Raw genomic sequence first — 19,990 nt, 5'->3', positions numbered from 1 at the left:
CTTCCCATTGCTGGATATTTATACCAGTAAAAATTTGTCGGCATCATGATAAGCCGGAAACGCTTCGCGGTAATTTTGCAGTGTTTCTAGCGATAGCTCCGCATTTAATTGTGTGGCTTGCCCTGGTTCTGCCTGTGCCAGAACCTCGCCTTGCGCATCTAGAATGAGGCTATCGCCTTGATAATAATGACCATTATCATCATCACCGACTCGATTACAGCCCGCTACGTAAGCCTGATTTTCTATCGCACGGGCTGCCAGCAAGGTTTGCCAGTGTTTGGCACGAGCTGCAGGCCAATTAGCGACATACAACGCTAAATCATAATCTTGCAGGTTACGTGACCACACCGGGAAACGCAGGTCATAACAGACTTGCGGTAAAATACGCCAGCCGCGCCATGCCACAATTTTGCGCTCTTTACCTGCCTGATAATGATGATGTTCACCCGCCATACGGAATAAGTGGCGCTTGTCATAGCGATGGATTTTTCCACTAGGTTCAGCCAGCAGAAAACGGTTAACTGCGCCCTGTGGTGTGCTCAACGCCACACTTCCCCCCACCAGAGCATCAGCACGTGCCGACCATTGGCACAGCCAGCCGATGATCTCGGCTTCTGAAAGTGCATTTTCAGCTGCATTCATGGCAAAACCGGTGGTAAACATTTCTGGCAGCACAATCACATCTCGTGGCGTCAAAGACGCTAATAGCATGTCAAAGTGACGCAGATTAGCTTGCGCATCCAACCACACCAGCGGTTGTTGCAGTAGAGTCAGTTTTAAAGTTGACACAATCGCTCCGCAGCGGCGTCCAGCGTGGCATCTTGTTTGGCGAAGCAAAGCCGGATCAGTTTATGGGGGAAGGGGCCTTCACAGAATACCGATAAAGGAATAGCCGCCACGCCCACTTGTTCGGTCAGCCATTGGCAGAACTCAACATCATCAAGATCTGAAACCGCGCTGTAATCGACCAAGAGGAAATAAGTGCCCTCGCTGGGTAGGATTTTCAGGCGACTGGCAGATAACGCATCGACAAAGCGGTCGCGGCGAGCGCGGTAAAACGCCGGCAATTGCTGCCAATGTTCTGGTTCGGCATTCAGCATATCGGCCAGTGCCAACTGAACGGGGGTGCAGACTGAGAAGGTCAGATATTGGTGAATTTTACGCACTTCAGCACTGATGGCGGCAGGGGCAATGCAATAACCCGCTTTCCAGCCAGTCATGTGAAAAGTTTTGCCAAAAGAAGATACCGCTATCGCCCGCTCCCGTAATTGCGGATGAGCCAATATACTGGCATGGCCTGCGTCACTGAAGCAGATATGTTCGTACACTTCATCACTCAATACATAAATATTGCGTTCAGCAATCACTAGCCATAGCTGTTCAAAATCGGCTGCGCGCCAAACCGTTGCAGAAGGGTTATGGGGTGTATTCACAATCACCAATCGAGTGCGCTCAGAAATCAAATCGGCAAATTCGGCCCAGTCAGTGGTGAATGCTGGGGGCTTGAGAGCGATACGCTTGAGAATACCGCCTGCCAGTTTCACCACTGGGGCATAACTGTCGTAGCTGGGGTCAAAGCAAATAACTTCATCGCCGGGACGAACCAAGGCAGTAATCGCGGCAAATAAGGCTTCACTGGCACCGGTAGTCACGGTAACTTCGCTATCGGCATCAGGCTGCCAGCCATAACTTTTTGCGGTTTTCTCCGCAATGGCATGGCGCAGCGGTGCAACACCCGTCATGGGCGCATATTGGTTAGCGCCTTGGCTGACATGATAGGCCAATCGCTGCTTTAGATAGTCAGGTCCATCGAAATCCGGGAAGCCCTGCGACAGGTTAATGGCTTGATGTTTTTGCGCCAATGCACTCATTTGGGTGAAGATGGTGGTGCCTTGTGCAGGCAATTTACTGTCTGGAATAAAAGATAAAGTGCTCATGGCAGGTGAATACTCCTGGTGCCGTATGTTGCCGTCAATATAACACGATGTTAAGATTTGGCAATCGAGACGCTTAGATGTTTAAACGGCTAAATGACGTAATGTGCTAAGCATAGATAAAATTGTGCTAACAGCGATTATCCAGCTAATTGCAGTAGCTGCGGGCTAGGGCACACCAACACCACAACAGGGATATGCAATGACCGAAAATGTACAACTTGGCGCGTTACTCGCCGCCTGCCACTGGATCGGTGAGAAGGGCTGGTGCCCTGCGACCGGTGGCAATATGTCCCTGCGTCTGGACTCAGCACACTGTCTGGTGACGGAATCTGGCAAAGATAAAGGCAGCTTGACCGCAGATGACTTTTTACTGGTGGAAACCGCCAGTAATCATGTGCCGAGTGGCCGTACACCTTCAGCCGAAACCGGCCTGCATACCTTACTTTATCGTCTGTATCCTGAAATCAATGCGGTCTTACATACTCACTCGGTGAACGCTACGGTGTTATCGCGAGTAGAACGTAGCAATGAGTTGGTATTGCAGGGCTACGAAATGCAAAAATCGCTTTCCGGGCAGCGCAGTCATCTTGATACCGTGGTCATCCCTATCTTCGATAATGATCAGGATATTCCTGCGTTGGCGCAGCGAGTCGCCGCGTTGGCGGATAATCATCCACTGCGTTATGGCTTTTTAGTGCGTGGCCATGGCCTGTATTGTTGGGGGAATTCGGTATCTGAAGCACGCCGCCATTTGGAAGGGCTGGAGTTTTTGTTCCAGTGTGAATTACAACGGCGCTTGTTTGACGTAAACCCTTAAGGCTGGAGGCCGAATGATTCAGGCAATTGTTACCGATATTGAAGGCACCACCACTGACATTCGCTTTGTGCATCAAGTGCTGTTTCCTTATGCCAGAGAGCGATTAACCCCATTTCTGTTTGAACATCAACAAGATGAAGAGATTGTTGCCGCTCTAACTGATTTGCGCCGCGAGATTGAACAACCCGATGCAGATACTGAAACGTTGATTGATACTTTGCACCGTTTTATGGATGAAGACCGCAAATCTACGGCACTGAAGGCCATTCAAGGCATTATCTGGCGTAGCGGCTACCTGCACGGTGATTTTCGCGGCCATCTCTACCCGGAAGTTGCCCAACAATTGGCTGATTGGCAACAGCAGGGGCTAGGACTGTATGTCTACTCCTCCGGCTCTGTTGATGCCCAGAAATTGCTGTTTGGTTACAGCGATGCAGGAGATTTACGCCCCTTATTCAGCGGCTATTTTGATACCCACGTAGGGGCCAAACGTGAAGTGAGCGCTTACCAGAATATTGCTAGCCAATTGGCGATTGCACCGCCAGCGTTACTGTTTTTATCTGATATCCGTCAGGAATTGGATGCTGCACAACTTGCCGGCTGGCATACCTGCCAGTTGATTCGCGACCTTCCTGATAGCGAGAGCCGTCATCCACAAGTCAACCGCTTTGATCAGATAGATTTAGCGCGTTTTAAATAAATAGCTGGGGGTTTTACAGTATGAGCGGATTAACTATTTTCAGTGAAGAACAGCCGGCACAGCCACTGTGGCAAAGTGTTGATGCTGATGCAATCCAACAGGAGTTGACGGCCATTGGCGTGCGTTTTGAGCGTTGGCAAGCAGACCGTGAGTTGGGCGAAAATCCACAACCTGAAACGGTGATAGCCGCTTATCAGCACGAAATTGATCGATTAGTCGCAGAAAAAGGCTATCAGAGTTGGGATGTGATCAGTATGCGCCCCGATAACGCGCAGCGTGAAGTTTTACGTGAGAAATTTTTATCGGAACATACTCACGGTGAAGATGAAGTGCGTTTCTTCGTTGAAGGCAGTGGGCTATTTTGCTTGCACCTGAATGGTAAGATTTATCAAATTCTCTGTGAAAAGAATGATCTCATCTCCGTCCCTGCGAATACTCGTCATTGGTTTGATATGGGATCGGCACCGAATTTCACCGCTATTCGTGTATTTGATAACCCAGAAGGATGGGTGGCACATTTTACCGGTGATAAGATTGCCGATGCTTATCCTCGATTGAATTGAGCAAAAGTTGACCTCAGGCGGCAGTATAGCCACCTGAGGTTTTTTTTAATGCTCAGGTTGGAAGAAGCCTGCTGTCACTTGCTCTGGTGTAATTACACCACTGTCCAAAACCCAACCGCTAATTAATGCTGCCGGGGTAACATCAAACGCCGGGTTGTACACTCTCGCATCTTGTGGCGCCCATTGGCAGTTGCCAAAACTCCCAGACACTCCGGTGACTTCACTGGCTGCCCGCTGCTCTATAGGGATGGCTGCACCATTAGGACAAGCCGGATCATGGGTAGTGTGTGGTGCGGCAACGTAGAATGGAATACGGTGGTAGTGAGCCAAGACCGCCAGACTATATGTGCCAATTTTATTCGCGATATCGCCATTGGCGGCAATTCGGTCCGCACCGACCCAAATGGCATCTACTTGACCTTGCGCCATCAAGCTGGCGGCCATCGAATCACAAATTAATTGATATGGAATACCCAGTTCCCCTAACTCCCATGCCGTTAAGCGGCCACCTTGCAACAAAGGGCGGGTTTCATCGACCCACACTTGACGGATTTTGCCCTGCTGGTGAGCGCGCAGTAATACACCGATAGCCGTACCGATCCCCGCAGTTGCCAGCCCGCCGGTATTGCAGTGAGTCAGCAGGTTGCTGCCGGGTTTTACCAGTGCAGCACCATGTTGGGCAATACGCTCACAGAGTTCGCGATCTTCCTCTACCAAGCGCAAAGCCTCGTGCACCATGGTTTCCACCCAGTTGGCTTGCAAAAGTGCTTGCTGCATCCGGGCCAGATTATTCATCAGATTAACCGCAGTAGGGCGCGATTCCCGTAGAGCAATTAGGGCTTGCTCAAGTTGAGCTTGTGATAAGCCACGTTCTGCCAGCAAGGCCAACAATAGGCTGGCAGACAGACCAATCAAGGGGGCACCGCGTACTCGCAGTGCTTGAATATGCTCAATCAGCAATTCCACAGTATCGGCAGACAACCATTCTTGGCGCTGCGGCAAGGCCTGTTGATCGAGTATCCAAAGCTGGTTATCAACAATTTTTAAGCTGGTTGTTTGTAAATTGAGCATGTTAAGCATCTGCATTGTCAGTTAAATCCATGTTGCGTTATTGCATCTGGTTTCTTATTCTGCCAACATAACTTATGGATGTGTAGACGTCTATATGGTTTTACGCCTAAATTTGGGATTTTTGTACTAACAGGGAATAATTTCACGGCTAAACACAGGGTTGGCGGTGAGTGAATCAGAATCAGATAAAAGAAAAAGAGGTTGAAGATGTCGCGCTACCATACATTTACTGCTGCGGATGCTGTTGAATATGCTCGTCAATTCGGCCAAGTGGCCGATCCACTGACTTTAGTGTCGGCTGATGAAATTGGTGATGGAAATCTCAACTTGGTATTTAAAATCCGCGATACAGCAGGGGTGAGCCGAGTCATTGTCAAACAAGCGCTGCCTTACGTACGTTGCGTTGGTGAATCTTGGCCGTTGACCTTAGATCGCGCCAGAATTGAGGCACAAACGCTGCTGACACACAGCCAATTCTGTCCACAACATACCGTCAATATATTGCACCATGACGCGGAATTAGCCGTGATGGTGCAAGAGGATTTATCTGATCACCATATCTGGCGCAGTGAGTTGCTCGCTGGAAAGCACTACCCGCAGGCCGCTGCACAACTGGCGGAATACTTGGCGCAGACCTTATTCCATACTTCAGATTTTTATCAGTCAGCCCAAGCTAAAAAAGCCGCAGTAAGCCAATATACCAACCCGGAATTGTGCCAAATAACCGAAGATCTGTTCTTCACTGATCCTTATATAGACCATGAACGCAATAATTTTGACCCAGCTTTATTAGCCGATGTATTGGCACTGCGTCAGGATCATGCGCTTAAATTGGCTGTGGCTTCCCTGAAGCATCGTTTTTTAAGTAAAGCTGAGGCGTTACTTCACGGTGATATTCACAGTGGTTCAATTTTTGTCGCGGATGGCCGCCTGAAAACCATTGATGCGGAATTTGGTTTTTATGGCCCGATTGGCTTTGATGTGGGCACTGCGCTGGGGAATTTGCTGCTCAATTATTGTGGCTTACCGGGATTGGCTGGCGCACGTGATGCAGCGGCAGGTCGTGAACAACGACTAAAAGATATTCATGTTCTCTGGGAAACTTTCTCTTACCGTTTTTTGGCATTGAGTCAGGAAAAAACGCAGGATTCAGCACTGGCAATCGAGGGCTATGCCCAGCTATTTCTTCAGCAGGTTTGGCAAGATACCATTGGTTACTGTGGTAGTGAATTAATCAGACGCACCATTGGGCTAGCCCATGTTGCTGATTTGGATAGTATTGCTGATGATGAAATGCGCAGAGCATGCCAACGCCATGCCCTGAACTTAGGGAGGACATTGATATTGGCGGCGTCGCACATTGACAGTATTGATGATCTAATAGCCCGTATTAGGCAAAATGGATAACTAAATCGGCCACACTGCATTAATTGCCGCTATTTCTATAAAAATATAGCCACCCTGCATAGCAATCTAGGGTGGCTTTATTATTTTAAATACTATTAATGTTAATAACACTTTTCTCATGCAATGAATTAAATATTTTTTAGTGTAATTTAATTCGATTTATTTTCTTTCATAACTTATTGATATATTAAATTAGCTTTGAACGCTACGCTTTAATAGTCTTGTTGTTTAAATTAATGATTTTCATAAGGTTACAATAATTCATTGCTATTAATATAAGTAATACTTATTTTGAAATCATTTACCTTTGCGACTTATTATTGTTTTGGATTAATAACTTACTATTCAACTAAAATAACTATTTGTGAGAAAGAGACCTGTCCTACTAGGCTGTTTTCATAACAAACAGATGAGAGTTTAGCAGTTAACATACTGTTTTTTTATTGCTCATTTTTAATTTATCTAACTATTATCACTCGAGGTTTATTTTAATTAACTATTATATTGATAACTAAAAAATTTACTGAGTGGCCGACTAATTAAGTAATTAGGGTGGTTATTGTTTGGCTGATGTTATCTCTAATTAAATGGGCATGTATTTATGCGATATTTTTATTACCCAGTAATGATGTTAAACCAATCAAAAAAAAGTTCGGTTTTATTTCTTTTTTTCCCTTTCTCTGTGCTCTGTTTAAATTTTAATCTTACCGCTGCGCCTCAAATAATAAATATACCTAATGCAGGTAATATTAGTAATGAAATTAGGCAAACAACGGTAGAGCCTACGCCAGTACCACATGAAACAGAAATACAGTTCCAGACACTGGCGCCAGCATCGCCACCCAATCAACCTGTTGTAGAGCATTATATTATATTAAGTAAGGTGAGATTTGAGGGGGATACTGAGTTGTTGTCTACCAATTATCAGGATTTGTACACGGTGGTTAACCCTTGGTTAGGCCAGTCATTAACATTTTCTGATTTGCAGAGTATGGCGTTGGCAATAACTCGGTTCTATCGGAATAACGGATGGGTCGCCGCTCAGGCAATATTACCGCCTCAAACTGTTCATAATGGTATTATTTTGGTTAGAGTGATTGCCGGAAGATTAGATAAACCTGAAATCAATAATCAAACTCGACTGAATACCCCATTTGCTATCGCTATGATTGAAAGTAATAGTTGCGGCAAAGAGGTTGGATTCTTTGGTGGAAAAAACTGTGCCGCTTCTCCAGTAGAATTATCCCGCCTGGAACGTACAGCACTTATTCTTAATGAAATTCCCGGTATCGATGCTTCTCTGGCATTAAAGCCAGGAACTCAATCTGGAATGACTCGAATTTACGCTGATATTACTCCGGGGCAGCGTGCAATGGGGTATCTGGGGATAGATAATCAAGGTAATGATTATTCTGGTCATAATCGGCTATTAGTTGGAGGGGCATTTAATCATTTAACTGGATGGGGGGATCAATTACGGGCAGATCTAATATTATCCAGTTCAACAGATGTTTTTAGTGGTTTGCTAGATTACAACTTTCCTATTAATACCTATGGTACCCGTGCTGCAATTAATTATAGTCATTTGAATTACACCTTAGCCGGGCCATTCGATGCGTTGGATGCTCATGGGTATTCCGATACGTGGGGTATTAATTTACGTCATCCATGGATACGTAATTCACAAGTCAGGGTAAATGCAAATGTCGGCTATTATCAGGCCAGAATGCGCGATTCACTGATTATGCTGCCAAAACAAAAACGAAATCTGGATGCTGGTGAGTTCGGTATTGATGGCTCGCTAAGTGCCTTGCCTCGAGGGCTGAGTCATTTCAATTTACTCGGTACAGCGGGCCACCTTTCTCTGGACGATGAATTTAGCCAAAGTGTAAATACGCTGACCGGAATAGGGGGCACCTTTGCTCGCTTTAATTATCGTCTCGGCCATGATCAGGGTTTTAGTTCCTATGTTTCATTTTTTAATCAGTTCACCGGCCAAATGGCCAGTAAGAATCTTGATAGTTCTCAAAAGCTATTACTGGCAGGGCCATTGGCTGTCCGTGCCTATGGTATTGGTGAGGGGGCGGTAGACAAAGGCACTGTATTTACCACGGAGTTACGTACTCACTGGCAACCCCATTTTCCTGCATGGGCAGGCGTCGGGAATCAAATTACGATTGCTGCATTTTTTGATCAGGGGTGGGGGGCATATTATCGCCAACCAATTGAGGGCCTATCAGAAAATAACATTAATTTATCTGGCGCTGGTGCCTATATTTCATTCGCTCGCCCGGCAGATTACACCTTAAATCTGACTTGGGCACATCGAACCGGTCAGGCAATAACACGTAATCAAGACCACGACCAGTTATGGCTCAACGCTTATAAGATGTTCTAGCGTTTACCTGCATATTTGTCAGATTAAATGGAGGTGAATAATGAACAGTAAATTATACAAACTTATTTTTTGTCATAGATTGGGATGTTTCGTTGCTGTTGGAGAATTTACCCGATCCTATGGGAAATCATTTTCGTCAACAGGGGAGAAATTAATTAAAGAGCATTACACCAGAATATTAACGCCTCTAGCCATAATGATGGGACTGGCTCTGGGAACATCGCCTTTGCTGGTATTCGCTCGTTCCTCATTACCCATTGACGGTCAAGTTGTTGTCGGGCAAGGCGAGCTAGGTATAAATAACGCCACTCTCACGGTGACACAGCAAAGCGATAAATTAGCGATTAATTGGCGCAGTTTTGATATCGCGCAGGGGAATAGCGTTATTTATAACCAGCCTAGCGTCCAGAGCATTGCATTGAATCGCGTATTGGGACGAAATGCATCGCAGATATACGGCAACCTCAAAGCAAACGGTCAGGTGTTCCTACTTAATCCTAATGGCATTTTATTTGGCAAAGGGGCTGAGGTTAATGTCGGTGGGCTGGTTGCCACGACGAAATCCATGTCTGATCATGATTTTATCAATGGACGCTATACGCTGATAAGTCGAAAGCAGGAAGGTAGCGTTATTAATCAGGCTAATTTACGTACCACATCAGGTGGCTATATTGCGCTCGTAGGGCAACGAGTGGATAACCAGAGTTCAGGCATTATTCATACCCCCCAAGGCAGAACATTATTTGCTGCTGGTCAACGTGTCACACTCAATTTGGATCATGGGCAATTATTGGGAGTGCAGATTCAGAGTGAGCAGATTACTGCACTATTACAAAATGGTGGGCTGATTCAGGCTGATGAAGGGGTTATCCAACTGACGGCTCATGGTAAAGATATGTTGATGAATACCGTAATTAATAATACGGGTATTTTACAGGCCAACGGAATATCTGGGAAAAATGGTGTTATTCACCTCGATAGTGGTGGTGTCGGTGTCACGAAACAACATGGAAGGGTCGATGTGAGTCATCCACAGGGACGTGGTGGGGAGGTTATTCTTCAAGGTGAAAATATTCATTTGGTCACCGGCAGTAAAATAGATGCGCGCGGCCGTGACGGCGGTGGAAAAGTATGGGTCGGCGGCGGTTGGCAGGGTAAAAATAAAAATATAAGAAATGCTCACTCAGTCGTCATGGATAAAGGTGCAAAGATTGATGTTTCAGCCACCAATAAGGGGCATGGTGGTGTGGCTGTGCTTTGGTCTGATCATTACACGGGCTTTTATGGCGATATTTATGCCAGAGGTGGGGGGGAGTCAGGAAATGGTGGGCAGGTTGAAACATCCAGTGTGCGTAATTTGCAGGCTTTTGGTCAGGTTGATGCTGCGGCTATTTATGGAAGAAGCGGAACTTGGCTGCTCGATCCGGCAGAGGTGAACATCGTCGGCAGTGGTGCTGAGAGTGGAGTATTGATTCAGGCGGGAAACATTCCTGCCGGGCATGTTACTAACGCACAAATTTTTATTCCAACGACTAATGTTGCACAAATAGCCAATAGCAGTATTAATGCTCAACTCAATAGCGGCACGAATGTCACGATTACTACCAGTAATGGCCGTTCATTGAGTTGCCGATGGTGTAATATTACGCTGCAAGCCGATATTAATAAAATTTCTGGGACAGATGCTACGCTAACGTTACATGCTGATGGCAATATCGTCGCTAATAATAATATTACCGCGAGTGCGGGGAAATTGAATGTTAATTTACTGGCTGGCAACACAACAGTTGACTCAGTTATTACATTAAATAACAGTTCTGTGCTATTAAATGGCGGGGATTTGTTGGCAAAGCACGCGAATGAGAATAATACAGCTCGTATCAGTGTGATCGGTGGGCGTTATGACGTCGGTAACCTGACGTTTGATGGAAATACCGGTGTTGCTTCTCAGGTCGGGATGAATATCAGTAATGCCGCTAACATAACCGTAGCAGGTGAAACGCGGATAGCAGGTGAGAGCAGCAATTCGAATGGACAAGGGTGGCGGAGTGTTGAAATATCAGGTAACTCAACCATTATCGGAAAGGGGGATATAACCTTTGCCATTACTTCTAATTCCAAAACTGCATGGATGGCATCTTTCTCTAATACAACAATAACCAGTGATAAAAATATTATATTCCAAGCGAATGGGACTACATGGGGTGGGTTAGCCTTTAATTCGAGTAAATTAACCTCATTATTGGGAAATGTTTCGATTAATTTAAATGGCAGTATTATGACTGCGTCAAATAAAGGTGTTGATTTTAATAGTGGTTCATTGGTCAGTGGACAACATGTCAATATTGAGAGCCATATTACTGGTGCAGATGGTTTTTTATTGGCGAACAGCCGTATTATAGCGACAGCGGGCGATATTAATGCCAATAGCACAACAACCAATAAAGGGATATGGATCTCTGGGAATAGTAGTTTAAATGCCAATGGCAATATTGCGTTGCAAGGTATCACCACTGGGTTGCTTGCAGGCACTGAGGGTATCAAAATTGGTGGTGACTCCACTGATTATGCCAATATTACGGCGAGTGGGAATATCTCAATGAACGGGAATGATTCGGGTAAATCCGCCGGAATGAGTGTCATTGTGGATTATGCCAATATAGAAAGTATTAATGGTGATTATCATTTAAATATTGCAGGAGAGAAAACAAGTAACATTACCAATACAAATATCACTGCAAATAATATTGAAATAACGTCCGATCCTGTTGACCTTGGGGGTATCGTGCTATCAGGGGTTAATGTAACCTCAACTGTTGACGATATTCATATTAATACCACTGCGAAAAATAAAAGTATTTGGATTAAGGCTAACTCCTCCTTAAATTCTAACCGAGATATTATATTGAATGGAGAGGCGAACAGTACGGGTGAAGGGATTGTTATTCAAGGTGCTTCAGATACTTCACGTAATATGATTAAGGCCCAACGTGATATCACCTTAAAAGCCAATAATAGCAATGTTAGTGTTCAAAGTTCATCAATGAATTTAGACAATGTTAGTCTGGTATCTGGAACGGGTAACATTGCGATTAATGGTTCGGGGTTGGGGAGTGTACATTTTAGTAATATAGATCTAACTGCCATTGCGGGTAATGTGACGGTTTATGCCGAGACAGTATCAGCTTTGACTTCAGCACTCAGTTCAACTTTGAGTATGGCAGGGAATAATACTATCAAGGCTCAGAATGGTTCCGTTATTGGCAGTGCGCTAAATACGTCACAGGGAGCCGGTATTGGATTCAGAGAAAATAACAGCTTATCCATTGAAGGCATTATTACCTTTCAAGGAAAAACGGAAGGAATAGGTGCAACACGAAAAGGTATTTATTTTTATGGGCCGAATACACTTAATATCGCCAAAGGAAGCCAACTCTCTTTAGTTGGAGAAAATAATGGCGCACAAGATACTGCTGGTGGGAATGGTATCACCCACTCAGGCCCAATTAAGTTAACGATTAATAATAACGGATCGTTAAAAATGGAGGGCAGTTCAACCCGTGGTTCGGGAATTCACTTCCCGAGAGATAATAATACGGTGGTATTAAATGGTGAGGGTGACACGTTGATTAGGGGCAGTAGTGTTGCCGGTCACGGAGTTGCTATTTCTGGGGTGGTGAATAACAGTACAGGCCCCGTCACTATTGAAGGTACTAGCGTTGATGGCATTGGCGTTCACCTTTTTAGTCCAGAGCATCAAGTCAGTCGGATTAATATTACGGGGAATTCCACTCACGCAGAAGGCTTAATCATTAGCGGTAATGCAACAATTACTGATGCCACACTGAATGGCGGTTCAATTAGTCATAGCGGTGTGAGAATTGATTCTCCTCCAGGCTCTAATGTTATCACTCGTACTGTATTAGATAATGCTGCACTCAATGGTGTCAGCCGTCATGGTAAAGGCGTGGAAATCACCAGTGAAGTAAAAGGAATTCACCAAAGTACGATTAATGGGACAGTTAATGGTATTGGCTACGGCATTGATATTGCTGAAAATGTGAATGTAACTGGCACCAGTCAAGTTGATTTACTCACCCTCACAGGGGAGGCGACGACAGGAGCAGGAACGGGAATAAAACTGAATGGCAATAACGATTTAAGCAATACCAGTTTAAATGGTTCTGCTGTAGAGGGTATTGCATTAGATGTTGACGGCTCGTTAACTAGCCGTGGCAATACGGGATTAAGTGGTACGGCTTCCGGTACCGGTATCGGTGTACAAATTAATGGTTCACTGAATAATCATGTCGTTAATGGGACCTCAGTCAGCGGCATTGGTGTTCATATTAATGGCTCACTTGGCGATAGTCGCATTAATGGTGTTTCAACTAGCGGCAGTGGGGTGAAAATTGATGGCGATACAGTTCTCAATAATGTTGCGCTAGTGGGGGGAAGCATCGACGGTAAAGGGGTGGAAATGGCGGGAAATATCGTAGGTCGCCAAAGCAGCGTGGTGCAGGGTAATACGGTGAATGGCACGGGTGTCATGGTGAGTAATAAGGTCACCTTAACCGGGAGCAGGGTTGATGACTTGCTGGCAGTGGCCGGTAATGCCACCGGCGATAAGGGGAGCGGCGTGCAACTACGCGGTAATAATGCTCTCGATAACATTTCACTTCATGGCAATGCCACTGACGGCAGTGGGGTGGATATCTCCGGCCCGTTGGTGAATACCGGCAATACAGCTATTGACGGTAAAACAAATCACGGCGACGGGATCCAACTGGATGGTGCGGTGAGTGGCGGTGTGGTGATTGGTACATCCGACACCGGCGTCGGCGTTATAGTGGAGGGTGACACTACGCTTAACAATGTAGCGCTCAATGGTCGCAGTACCGACGGTAAGGGTGTGGAGATTGTCGCCAATCTGGCCGGCAGCAATGGCAGCACCGTGCAAGGCAATACCAGTAACGGCAGCGGTGTTGATATCGGCAAAGATGCGATTTTGACCGGCGGTGGGGCGAATGATCAACTGGCAGTGACCGGTAATGCGATCGGCGGTAAAGGTACTGGCGTGCAGTTGGGCGGTAATAACACTCTCGATAACACCTTCCTTAATGGCAATAGCGTCGACGGGCATGGTGTAGCGATCACCGGCGCTGTGACAAATAAAGGCAATGCCACTATTACAGGTAATGCCGCTAACAAGGGTCATGGGGTGGATGTTGATGGTTCGCTCACTGGGGGGGTAATAAGCGGTATCTCCGGCAATAATTACGGTGTTTTTCTCGATGACGATGCAGAGCTACGCGATCTTGCTGTCATTGGCTCAGGTAAGCCTCTTATATACATAACATCACCCGGCCTTATCCATGACAATGTGACGTTCAATGGCAAGCCTGTCGATAACACTCATTTAGGCGGAAATATTACGCGTAGCGGCGCTAATGTGAAGACGACTAAACCGAAACCGAAACGGAAACCGAAACCAGACCTCGTTTCCGGAAGGAATACTCTGAGAATCGCGGGAGAAATAACCCTCCCGTCACGGAGAGAAGAGCCTGAATTATTGTTGGTGGAACACGGGCAGATTCTCAGTTCTCTTGAACACCAGCCTTTCCCGCCCTCGATTGTGAGCGAGCCTGAGAGAGATATTGTCGCCAACACCAGTATTGCAATTTGTATTCCGTCTGATGCCTCTCTCCAGCAGGAAGTCTGCGACAAGCACATTTTTGGGCGATGGAAACCGCAACATTAAGTCGAGGATGAGGAGCAGCAATGCATTGTTAGGGGAGTTATTTAGCGGATAAATGCATTCATTGGGTGAGTGCGTCATGGCCAGGGAGAGCAACAATAGTGGAAAAAACAATTGAAATCGCGCCGATAGTCGAGGAGCCAACAGTATTTTCACTGCCCTATTTTGAGTTTTTAGTCAGCGCCCGACGCTATGAAGAAGCGGGGCGAGTATTAATATTCATGCTGGAGCAGTTAGATACACACTATGGTCGTTGGGATGTTTTCTCGCTAAATAAACCGTCGCCGCAGCAGCAGGCACATTATTGTAATCGGCTGGCGGCCGCCATTGGGAATCTGTTTTCCGATCCGGGTTTTGTGTTATCGGAAAAAGGATTTTTACAATTAATCAATTTTCATCGTTGGATTGCCTTAATTTTTGCCGCCTCTCCATTTGGACATGCTGATCATGTGATTACGAACCTGAATCAGGCAGGAGAAGGCTGCGCACATCCTCTTCGGTTTGAACGAGGCCACTTTCTTAAATTCTGTGTGATGTATTTACCTGAATCAGGTATTCCCCTACAACCGGAAATATTGTGGCAATTTAATCCGTATGCGACGGCGGCACTATTTCTGGCTTTATTGTCTCCGCGGATTTTACCCAGTACGGTAGGGCACGCTAAGCGCGAGTTCCTCTTGGGTTGGCTGCCTGAAAAACTATTAACGTTGGACCGTATTGAACATCTGCCAGAGCGCATTCTGCATGATGTTTATATGCATTGCAGTTATGCCGATATGGCACAAAAGCATGCTATAAAGCGCAGCATTAATTTTCATCTGCGCAATTCACTGCTTCATCGTGGATTATCTGATAATGACTTATTGCCACCCTTACGCGATAAACCATTAATGTTAGTTATTTTAGAGTGGTTTAACAGCGGCCATTCTATTTATCGAACCCATTCCAGTACATTACGTGCTGCGCGGGAGCACTTTTCTACCCATGGCACTACAATTTCGGAGGCGACAGACACCCTCGCTCGCGAGGTATTTGATGACTTTACCGAGGTCAGCCGTGCAGGCGCTGTCGAGGCCATCGTGGCTTTGGCACAGCGATTACTTCCTGACGTTATCTATTTCCCCAGTGTTGGTATGTTCCCACTGACCATTGCGCTGACCAATTTACGTTTAGCGCCCCTACAGGTGATGGCGTTAGGCCATCCTGCCACAACACATTCCGATTATATTGATGCCGTTTTAGTGGAAGAGGACTATTTAGGCGACATTGGCTGCTTTTCCGAAAACGTGGTCTCATTACCCAAAGATTGCTTACCCTACGTCCCTCCCGCCAATATCAGCCAACCGGAACCTCTATTGCACGTTGATGAGCGGCCCGAGGTACATATTGCTGTTTGTGCATCTGCCATGAAGATTAATCCGCGTTTTCTCGCCACCTGTGAGGAAATAGCGCAGCGCACATCTACACCAGTCATTTTTCATTTTCTCGTGGGTTTTTGTTGGGGTATCACCCATCGGGTCATGGAAAAAGCGGTTCATGAGGTGGTGCCCCAAGCGAAAGTTTACGAACACTTGGCGTATCTGGATTATTTGCAGGTGATTAACCAATGTGACCTCTTTATCAATCCATTCCCTTTCGGCAATACCAATGGCATCGTTGATACCGTGCGTCAGGGATTACCCGGTGTGTGTCTCAGTGGGGCCGAAGTTCATGAACATATCGATGAAGGGTTATTTCGCCGTTTGGGGCTGGGTGAGGAACTGGTTGCACATAGCTTAGCTGAATATATTGCAGTGACTGTTCGGCTGATTAGTGACAAAGTTTGGCGTGATAGCTTGCGCCGTCGATTGCTACAGATTCAGCCAGACAATGTACTATTTGCTGGTAAACCTGAGCAGTTCGGGGTGATTGTCCGCCGTTTGCTCGACGATAAAAAAAGCCTCCATTAATAGGAGGCTTTGTCAGTTAGACACACACATCAATAAGACAAAAATTAGGCTGCTTCAGTATGTCGTGGTTTAGTCGGTTGCTTTACGGCGGGTTTAACCGCCAGAGCATCCGCTTCAAACTCATCGACATTAATAGAACGTAGACGACTCTCTTCTGCTTTAGTCAATATGGCGGCTTCTTCGGCATTGATTTTACCTTCTGACAATGCGCGTTTTGCCAGCATATCTAGGCGAGTAAATGGCAAACTCTTGCCCGCTTCTTTACTCAAGCGTTTATGAATTGGCTCGGCCGCGATAACATCTTGCAACGCCGCTTCCAGTAAGCCCACCGGGTTGAACTCACTTGGTGTCAGATATTGACCACGGCCAATACGGCTGCGGGTTGCTGATGGTACTTGTAGCAACTGGGCTAACTGGTGATCCAGTCGGTCTGACGGTGCCTTATGTACCCGGCCAAGTGGGAAGATCCCGAACCGCATGACGCCCGCAATGAATTTGTTCGGGAAGTTACGCAGTAAATCATCCAGTGCAATTTCAGCCTGATTTAGGGCATCCTGCACGCCCCAGTGTACCAGTGGCAAATCTTCTTTCTGACGGCCTTCATCTTCATAGCGTTTCAGTGTGGCTGAAGCCAGATACATTTGGCTGAGAATATCCCCTAAGCGAGCTGAAATTCGCTCGCGACGCTTCAGACTGCCACCCAGCACGCCCATTGAAACATCGGACATCAAAGCCAAGTTGGCACTCAGCCGGTTCAGGTGCTGGTAATAACGGCGTGTACTGTCTTTGACCGGTGTCGCACTAGTACGGCCATTAGTCAGCCCCAACCAGAAGCTGCGAACTTTGCTACTACCCACATGGCCCAAGTGGCCAAACAGGGCTTTATCAAATGCGGAAACATCATTGGATTGCGCGGCGGCCATTTCGTCCAGCACGAACGGATGACAACGAATAGCGCCCTGACCGAAGATAATCATGCTACGAGTCAGTATGTTAGCGCCTTCCACGGTAATACCAATCGGGGCACCTTGATAACCACGAGCGACAAAGTTAGCTGGGCCAAGGCAGATACCTTTGCCTCCGGCGATATCCATCGCATCCATCACTGCGCGCTGACCACGGTGGGTACAATGATATTTAACAATGGCGGACAACACGGCGGGTTTCTCGCCCAGCATAATACCGCTGGTAATTAAGGTCGCCGCAGCATCCATCACATAGGCATTACCGGCAATGCGCGCTAATGGCTCTTCAATCCCCTCCATTTTACCGATTGAGATCTTGAACTGCCGACGTATATAGGCGTAAGCGCCGATCCCCATTGCCACACTTTTCAGGCTGCCTGTGGCGTTGGATGGCAATGTGATGCCACGGCCGACAGACAGACATTCCACCAGCATCCGCCAGCCTTGACCGGCCATTTTCGGCCCGCCAATAATGTAATCAATAGGAACAAAGATATCATTGCCGCGTGTCGGACCGTTTTGGAATGGCACATTCAGTGGGAAGTGACGATGGCCGATTTCAACCCCTGGGGTGTTGGTCGGGATAAGCGCACAGGTAATGCCTAAATCAACGGTTTCACCCAACAGATGCTCAGGGTCAGATAGCTTAAAGGCGAGCCCAAGCACGGTGGCAATAGGGGCCAGAGTAATATAGCGTTTGTTCCAAGTCAGGCGCATGCCCAGCACCTGTTTACCTTGCCATTCACCCATACACACAGTGCCGGTATCTGGAATGGCGCCGGCATCTGAACCGGCCTCCGGGCTGGTCAAGGCAAAACAAGGGATCTCATCGCCACGGGCCAGTCCCGGTAAATAATGATTTTTTTGCTCTTCAGTACCGTAGTGTTGCAGCAATTCACCGGGGCCGAGAGAGTTAGGTACACCAACGGTGATAGCCAAGATACCGGAGACTCCGGAGAGTTTTTGTAGTACTCGGGCCTGAGCATAAGCAGAGAACTCAAGACCGCCATACTCTTTCTTAATGATCATCGCAAAGAAGCGATTCTCTTTCAGATAATTCCACAGCTCAGGCGGTAAATCAGCCAATTCATGCGTAATCTGGAAATCATTTGCCATGCGGCACGCTTCTTCAACCGGGCCGTCGATAAAGGCTTGTTCTTCCGCAGTTAATTGCGGTTTTGGATAGTTGTGTAATTTTTTCCAGTCAGGTTGACCCTGAAATAAATCACCTTCCCACCAAGTTGTGCCTGCATCAATCGCCTCTTTTTCGGTGCGCGACATCGCAGGCATGACTTTTCGGAACATGCGCAATGCTGGGGCGGAAAATAGGGATTGGCGCAGAGGGGTTAGTGTCAGAGGTAACAGAACAATCACTATCGGCAATAATGCCCAATATGACCATAACTGTGCGGCCCCCATGGCAGCGGCGTAAACCACCAAAATCAAACTACTGAGATAGAGGTTCACCCGGTGATAGAACAACACACCAATAAGAACCAGCAAGGCAATAATGCTAAGAACCATCATAATGAAGCTCCTGAGATGTAGGAGGTCTGACCTGTTGAGTGATACATTTGTTGTAGTTCATCTCATTCTATTTATCAATACCATTACATGTCATTTACAACTTACTTCACAAATTGTTCTCATTAAGCGCCCAAATAGCCCCATCGATGTCATTGCTGTTTGGCTAATTCATTACAGTACTTCTCGCTGTTTGTGCTATCCGGTACACTGGCGCAGGAAAAACATTGATGCCATAGGACTATTAAAGAGGCTCCCATGTACCACGATTTAATCCGTAGTGAACTGAACGAAGCAGCAACCACGCTGGCAAACTTTCTGAAAGATGATGCCAATATCGATGCCATCCAGCGCGCAGCCGTATTACTGGCGGACTCTTTTAAAGCGGGCGGTAAGGTATTGTCATGTGGCAATGGCGGTTCCCATTGTGATGCCATGCATTTTGCCGAAGAGTTAACGGGCCGCTACCGTGAAAATCGCCCGGGTTATCCGGCGATTGCTATTTCTGATGTTAGCCATCTCTCTTGCGTCAGTAATGACTTTGGTTATGACTATGTTTTCTCTCGCTATGTTGAAGCTGTGGGTCGCGAAGGTGATGTGCTGTTGGGCATTTCAACTTCCGGTAATTCAGGTAATATCATCAAGGCAATTGAAGCTGCTCGCGCCAAAGGCATGAAAGTCATCACTCTGACAGGTAAAGATGGCGGCAAAATGGCAGGCACTGCGGATATCGAAATCCGGGTTCCTCATTTCGGTTATGCTGATCGTATTCAGGAAATTCATATCAAAGCGATTCATATCTTGATTCAGTTGATTGAAAAAGAGATGGTAAAATCCTGAGTTAGATAGAGTGAGTTATTGGCCGTAATTTATCCCCTTCATCTTTCAAGATGGAGGGAAT

General features: G+C 46.5%; 12 protein-coding genes. 8 read left to right on the top strand and 4 right to left on the bottom strand.

Annotated features, from left to right (window positions below):
• Positions 1-18 precede the first annotated feature (18 nt).
• Both ACIOG0_RS16830 and ACIOG0_RS16825 read right to left on the bottom strand, forming a co-directional pair.
• Complete coding sequence (locus ACIOG0_RS16830; protein WP_145582022.1) at positions 19-789, bottom strand: amidohydrolase; 771 nt, start codon at positions 787-789, stop codon at positions 19-21.
• Positions 777-1,937 (bottom strand): pyridoxal phosphate-dependent aminotransferase, encoded by a 1,161-nt coding sequence (locus ACIOG0_RS16825; protein WP_128451631.1) that lies wholly within the window; start codon positions 1,935-1,937, stop codon positions 777-779. Before ACIOG0_RS16825 ends, ACIOG0_RS16830 begins: the two co-directional genes overlap by 13 nt.
• A gap of 199 nt (positions 1,938-2,136) precedes the next feature.
• On the opposite strand from ACIOG0_RS16825, the gene ACIOG0_RS16820 reads away from it, so the two are divergent.
• The 3 genes from ACIOG0_RS16820 to ACIOG0_RS16810 are packed head-to-tail and all read left to right on the top strand — an operon-like array spanning position 2,137 to position 4,017.
• Positions 2,137-2,754 (top strand): methylthioribulose 1-phosphate dehydratase, encoded by a 618-nt coding sequence (locus ACIOG0_RS16820; protein ID WP_050101650.1) that lies wholly within the window; start codon positions 2,137-2,139, stop codon positions 2,752-2,754.
• Between the two features lie 13 nt (positions 2,755-2,767).
• Positions 2,768-3,454: an acireductone synthase gene (gene mtnC, locus ACIOG0_RS16815; RefSeq protein ID WP_050101649.1), complete on the top strand. Its 687-nt coding sequence runs from the start codon at positions 2,768-2,770 to the stop codon at positions 3,452-3,454.
• A gap of 20 nt (positions 3,455-3,474) precedes the next feature.
• A complete protein-coding gene (locus ACIOG0_RS16810) occupies positions 3,475-4,017 on the top strand; it encodes an acireductone dioxygenase (protein WP_050101648.1) in 543 nt (180 codons plus the stop codon).
• Between the two features lie 45 nt (positions 4,018-4,062).
• On the opposite strand, the gene mtnA is transcribed toward ACIOG0_RS16810, so the two are convergent.
• Entirely contained in the window at positions 4,063-5,103 is a 1,041-nt protein-coding gene (mtnA, locus tag ACIOG0_RS16805; protein ID WP_050139946.1) for an S-methyl-5-thioribose-1-phosphate isomerase, read from the bottom strand.
• 192 nt (positions 5,104-5,295) lie between these two features.
• Between mtnA and mtnK the strand changes: the two genes are divergently transcribed.
• The 4 genes from mtnK to ACIOG0_RS16785 all read left to right on the top strand — a co-directional run bounded on the left by mtnK (position 5,296) and on the right by ACIOG0_RS16785 (position 16,600).
• Positions 5,296-6,495, top strand: a complete 1,200-nt coding sequence (gene mtnK, locus ACIOG0_RS16800; RefSeq protein ID WP_050139945.1) for an S-methyl-5-thioribose kinase — start codon at positions 5,296-5,298, stop codon at positions 6,493-6,495.
• 628 nt (positions 6,496-7,123) lie between these two features.
• Complete coding sequence (locus ACIOG0_RS16795) at positions 7,124-8,893, top strand: ShlB/FhaC/HecB family hemolysin secretion/activation protein (protein WP_164908387.1); 1,770 nt, start codon at positions 7,124-7,126, stop codon at positions 8,891-8,893.
• Positions 8,894-8,933: 40 nt separating this feature from the next.
• Positions 8,934-14,654, top strand: coding sequence for a filamentous hemagglutinin N-terminal domain-containing protein (locus tag ACIOG0_RS16790; RefSeq protein ID WP_128451629.1), 5,721 nt, complete (start codon positions 8,934-8,936; stop codon positions 14,652-14,654).
• A gap of 95 nt (positions 14,655-14,749) precedes the next feature.
• Complete coding sequence (locus ACIOG0_RS16785; RefSeq protein ID WP_128451638.1) at positions 14,750-16,600, top strand: glycosyltransferase; 1,851 nt, start codon at positions 14,750-14,752, stop codon at positions 16,598-16,600.
• A 44-nt stretch (positions 16,601-16,644) separates the two neighbouring features.
• Here the strand turns inward: ACIOG0_RS16785 and fadE are convergent, their stop codons facing one another.
• On the bottom strand, positions 16,645-19,092 hold the full coding sequence (gene fadE / locus ACIOG0_RS16780) for an acyl-CoA dehydrogenase FadE (RefSeq protein ID WP_050296052.1): 2,448 nt from the start codon (positions 19,090-19,092) through the stop codon (positions 16,645-16,647).
• Positions 19,093-19,347: 255 nt separating this feature from the next.
• On the opposite strand from fadE, the gene lpcA reads away from it, so the two are divergent.
• A complete protein-coding gene (gene lpcA, locus ACIOG0_RS16775; protein ID WP_050101642.1) occupies positions 19,348-19,929 on the top strand; it encodes a D-sedoheptulose 7-phosphate isomerase in 582 nt (193 codons plus the stop codon).
• Positions 19,930-19,990: the final 61 nt, after the last annotated feature.

Source organism: Yersinia vastinensis (assembly GCF_044905075.1).
Taxonomy (GTDB): domain Bacteria; phylum Pseudomonadota; class Gammaproteobacteria; order Enterobacterales; family Enterobacteriaceae; genus Yersinia; species Yersinia vastinensis.
The sequence above is the reverse complement of the archived record's forward strand: the minus strand, read 5'-3'. Positions and strand labels throughout refer to the sequence as shown.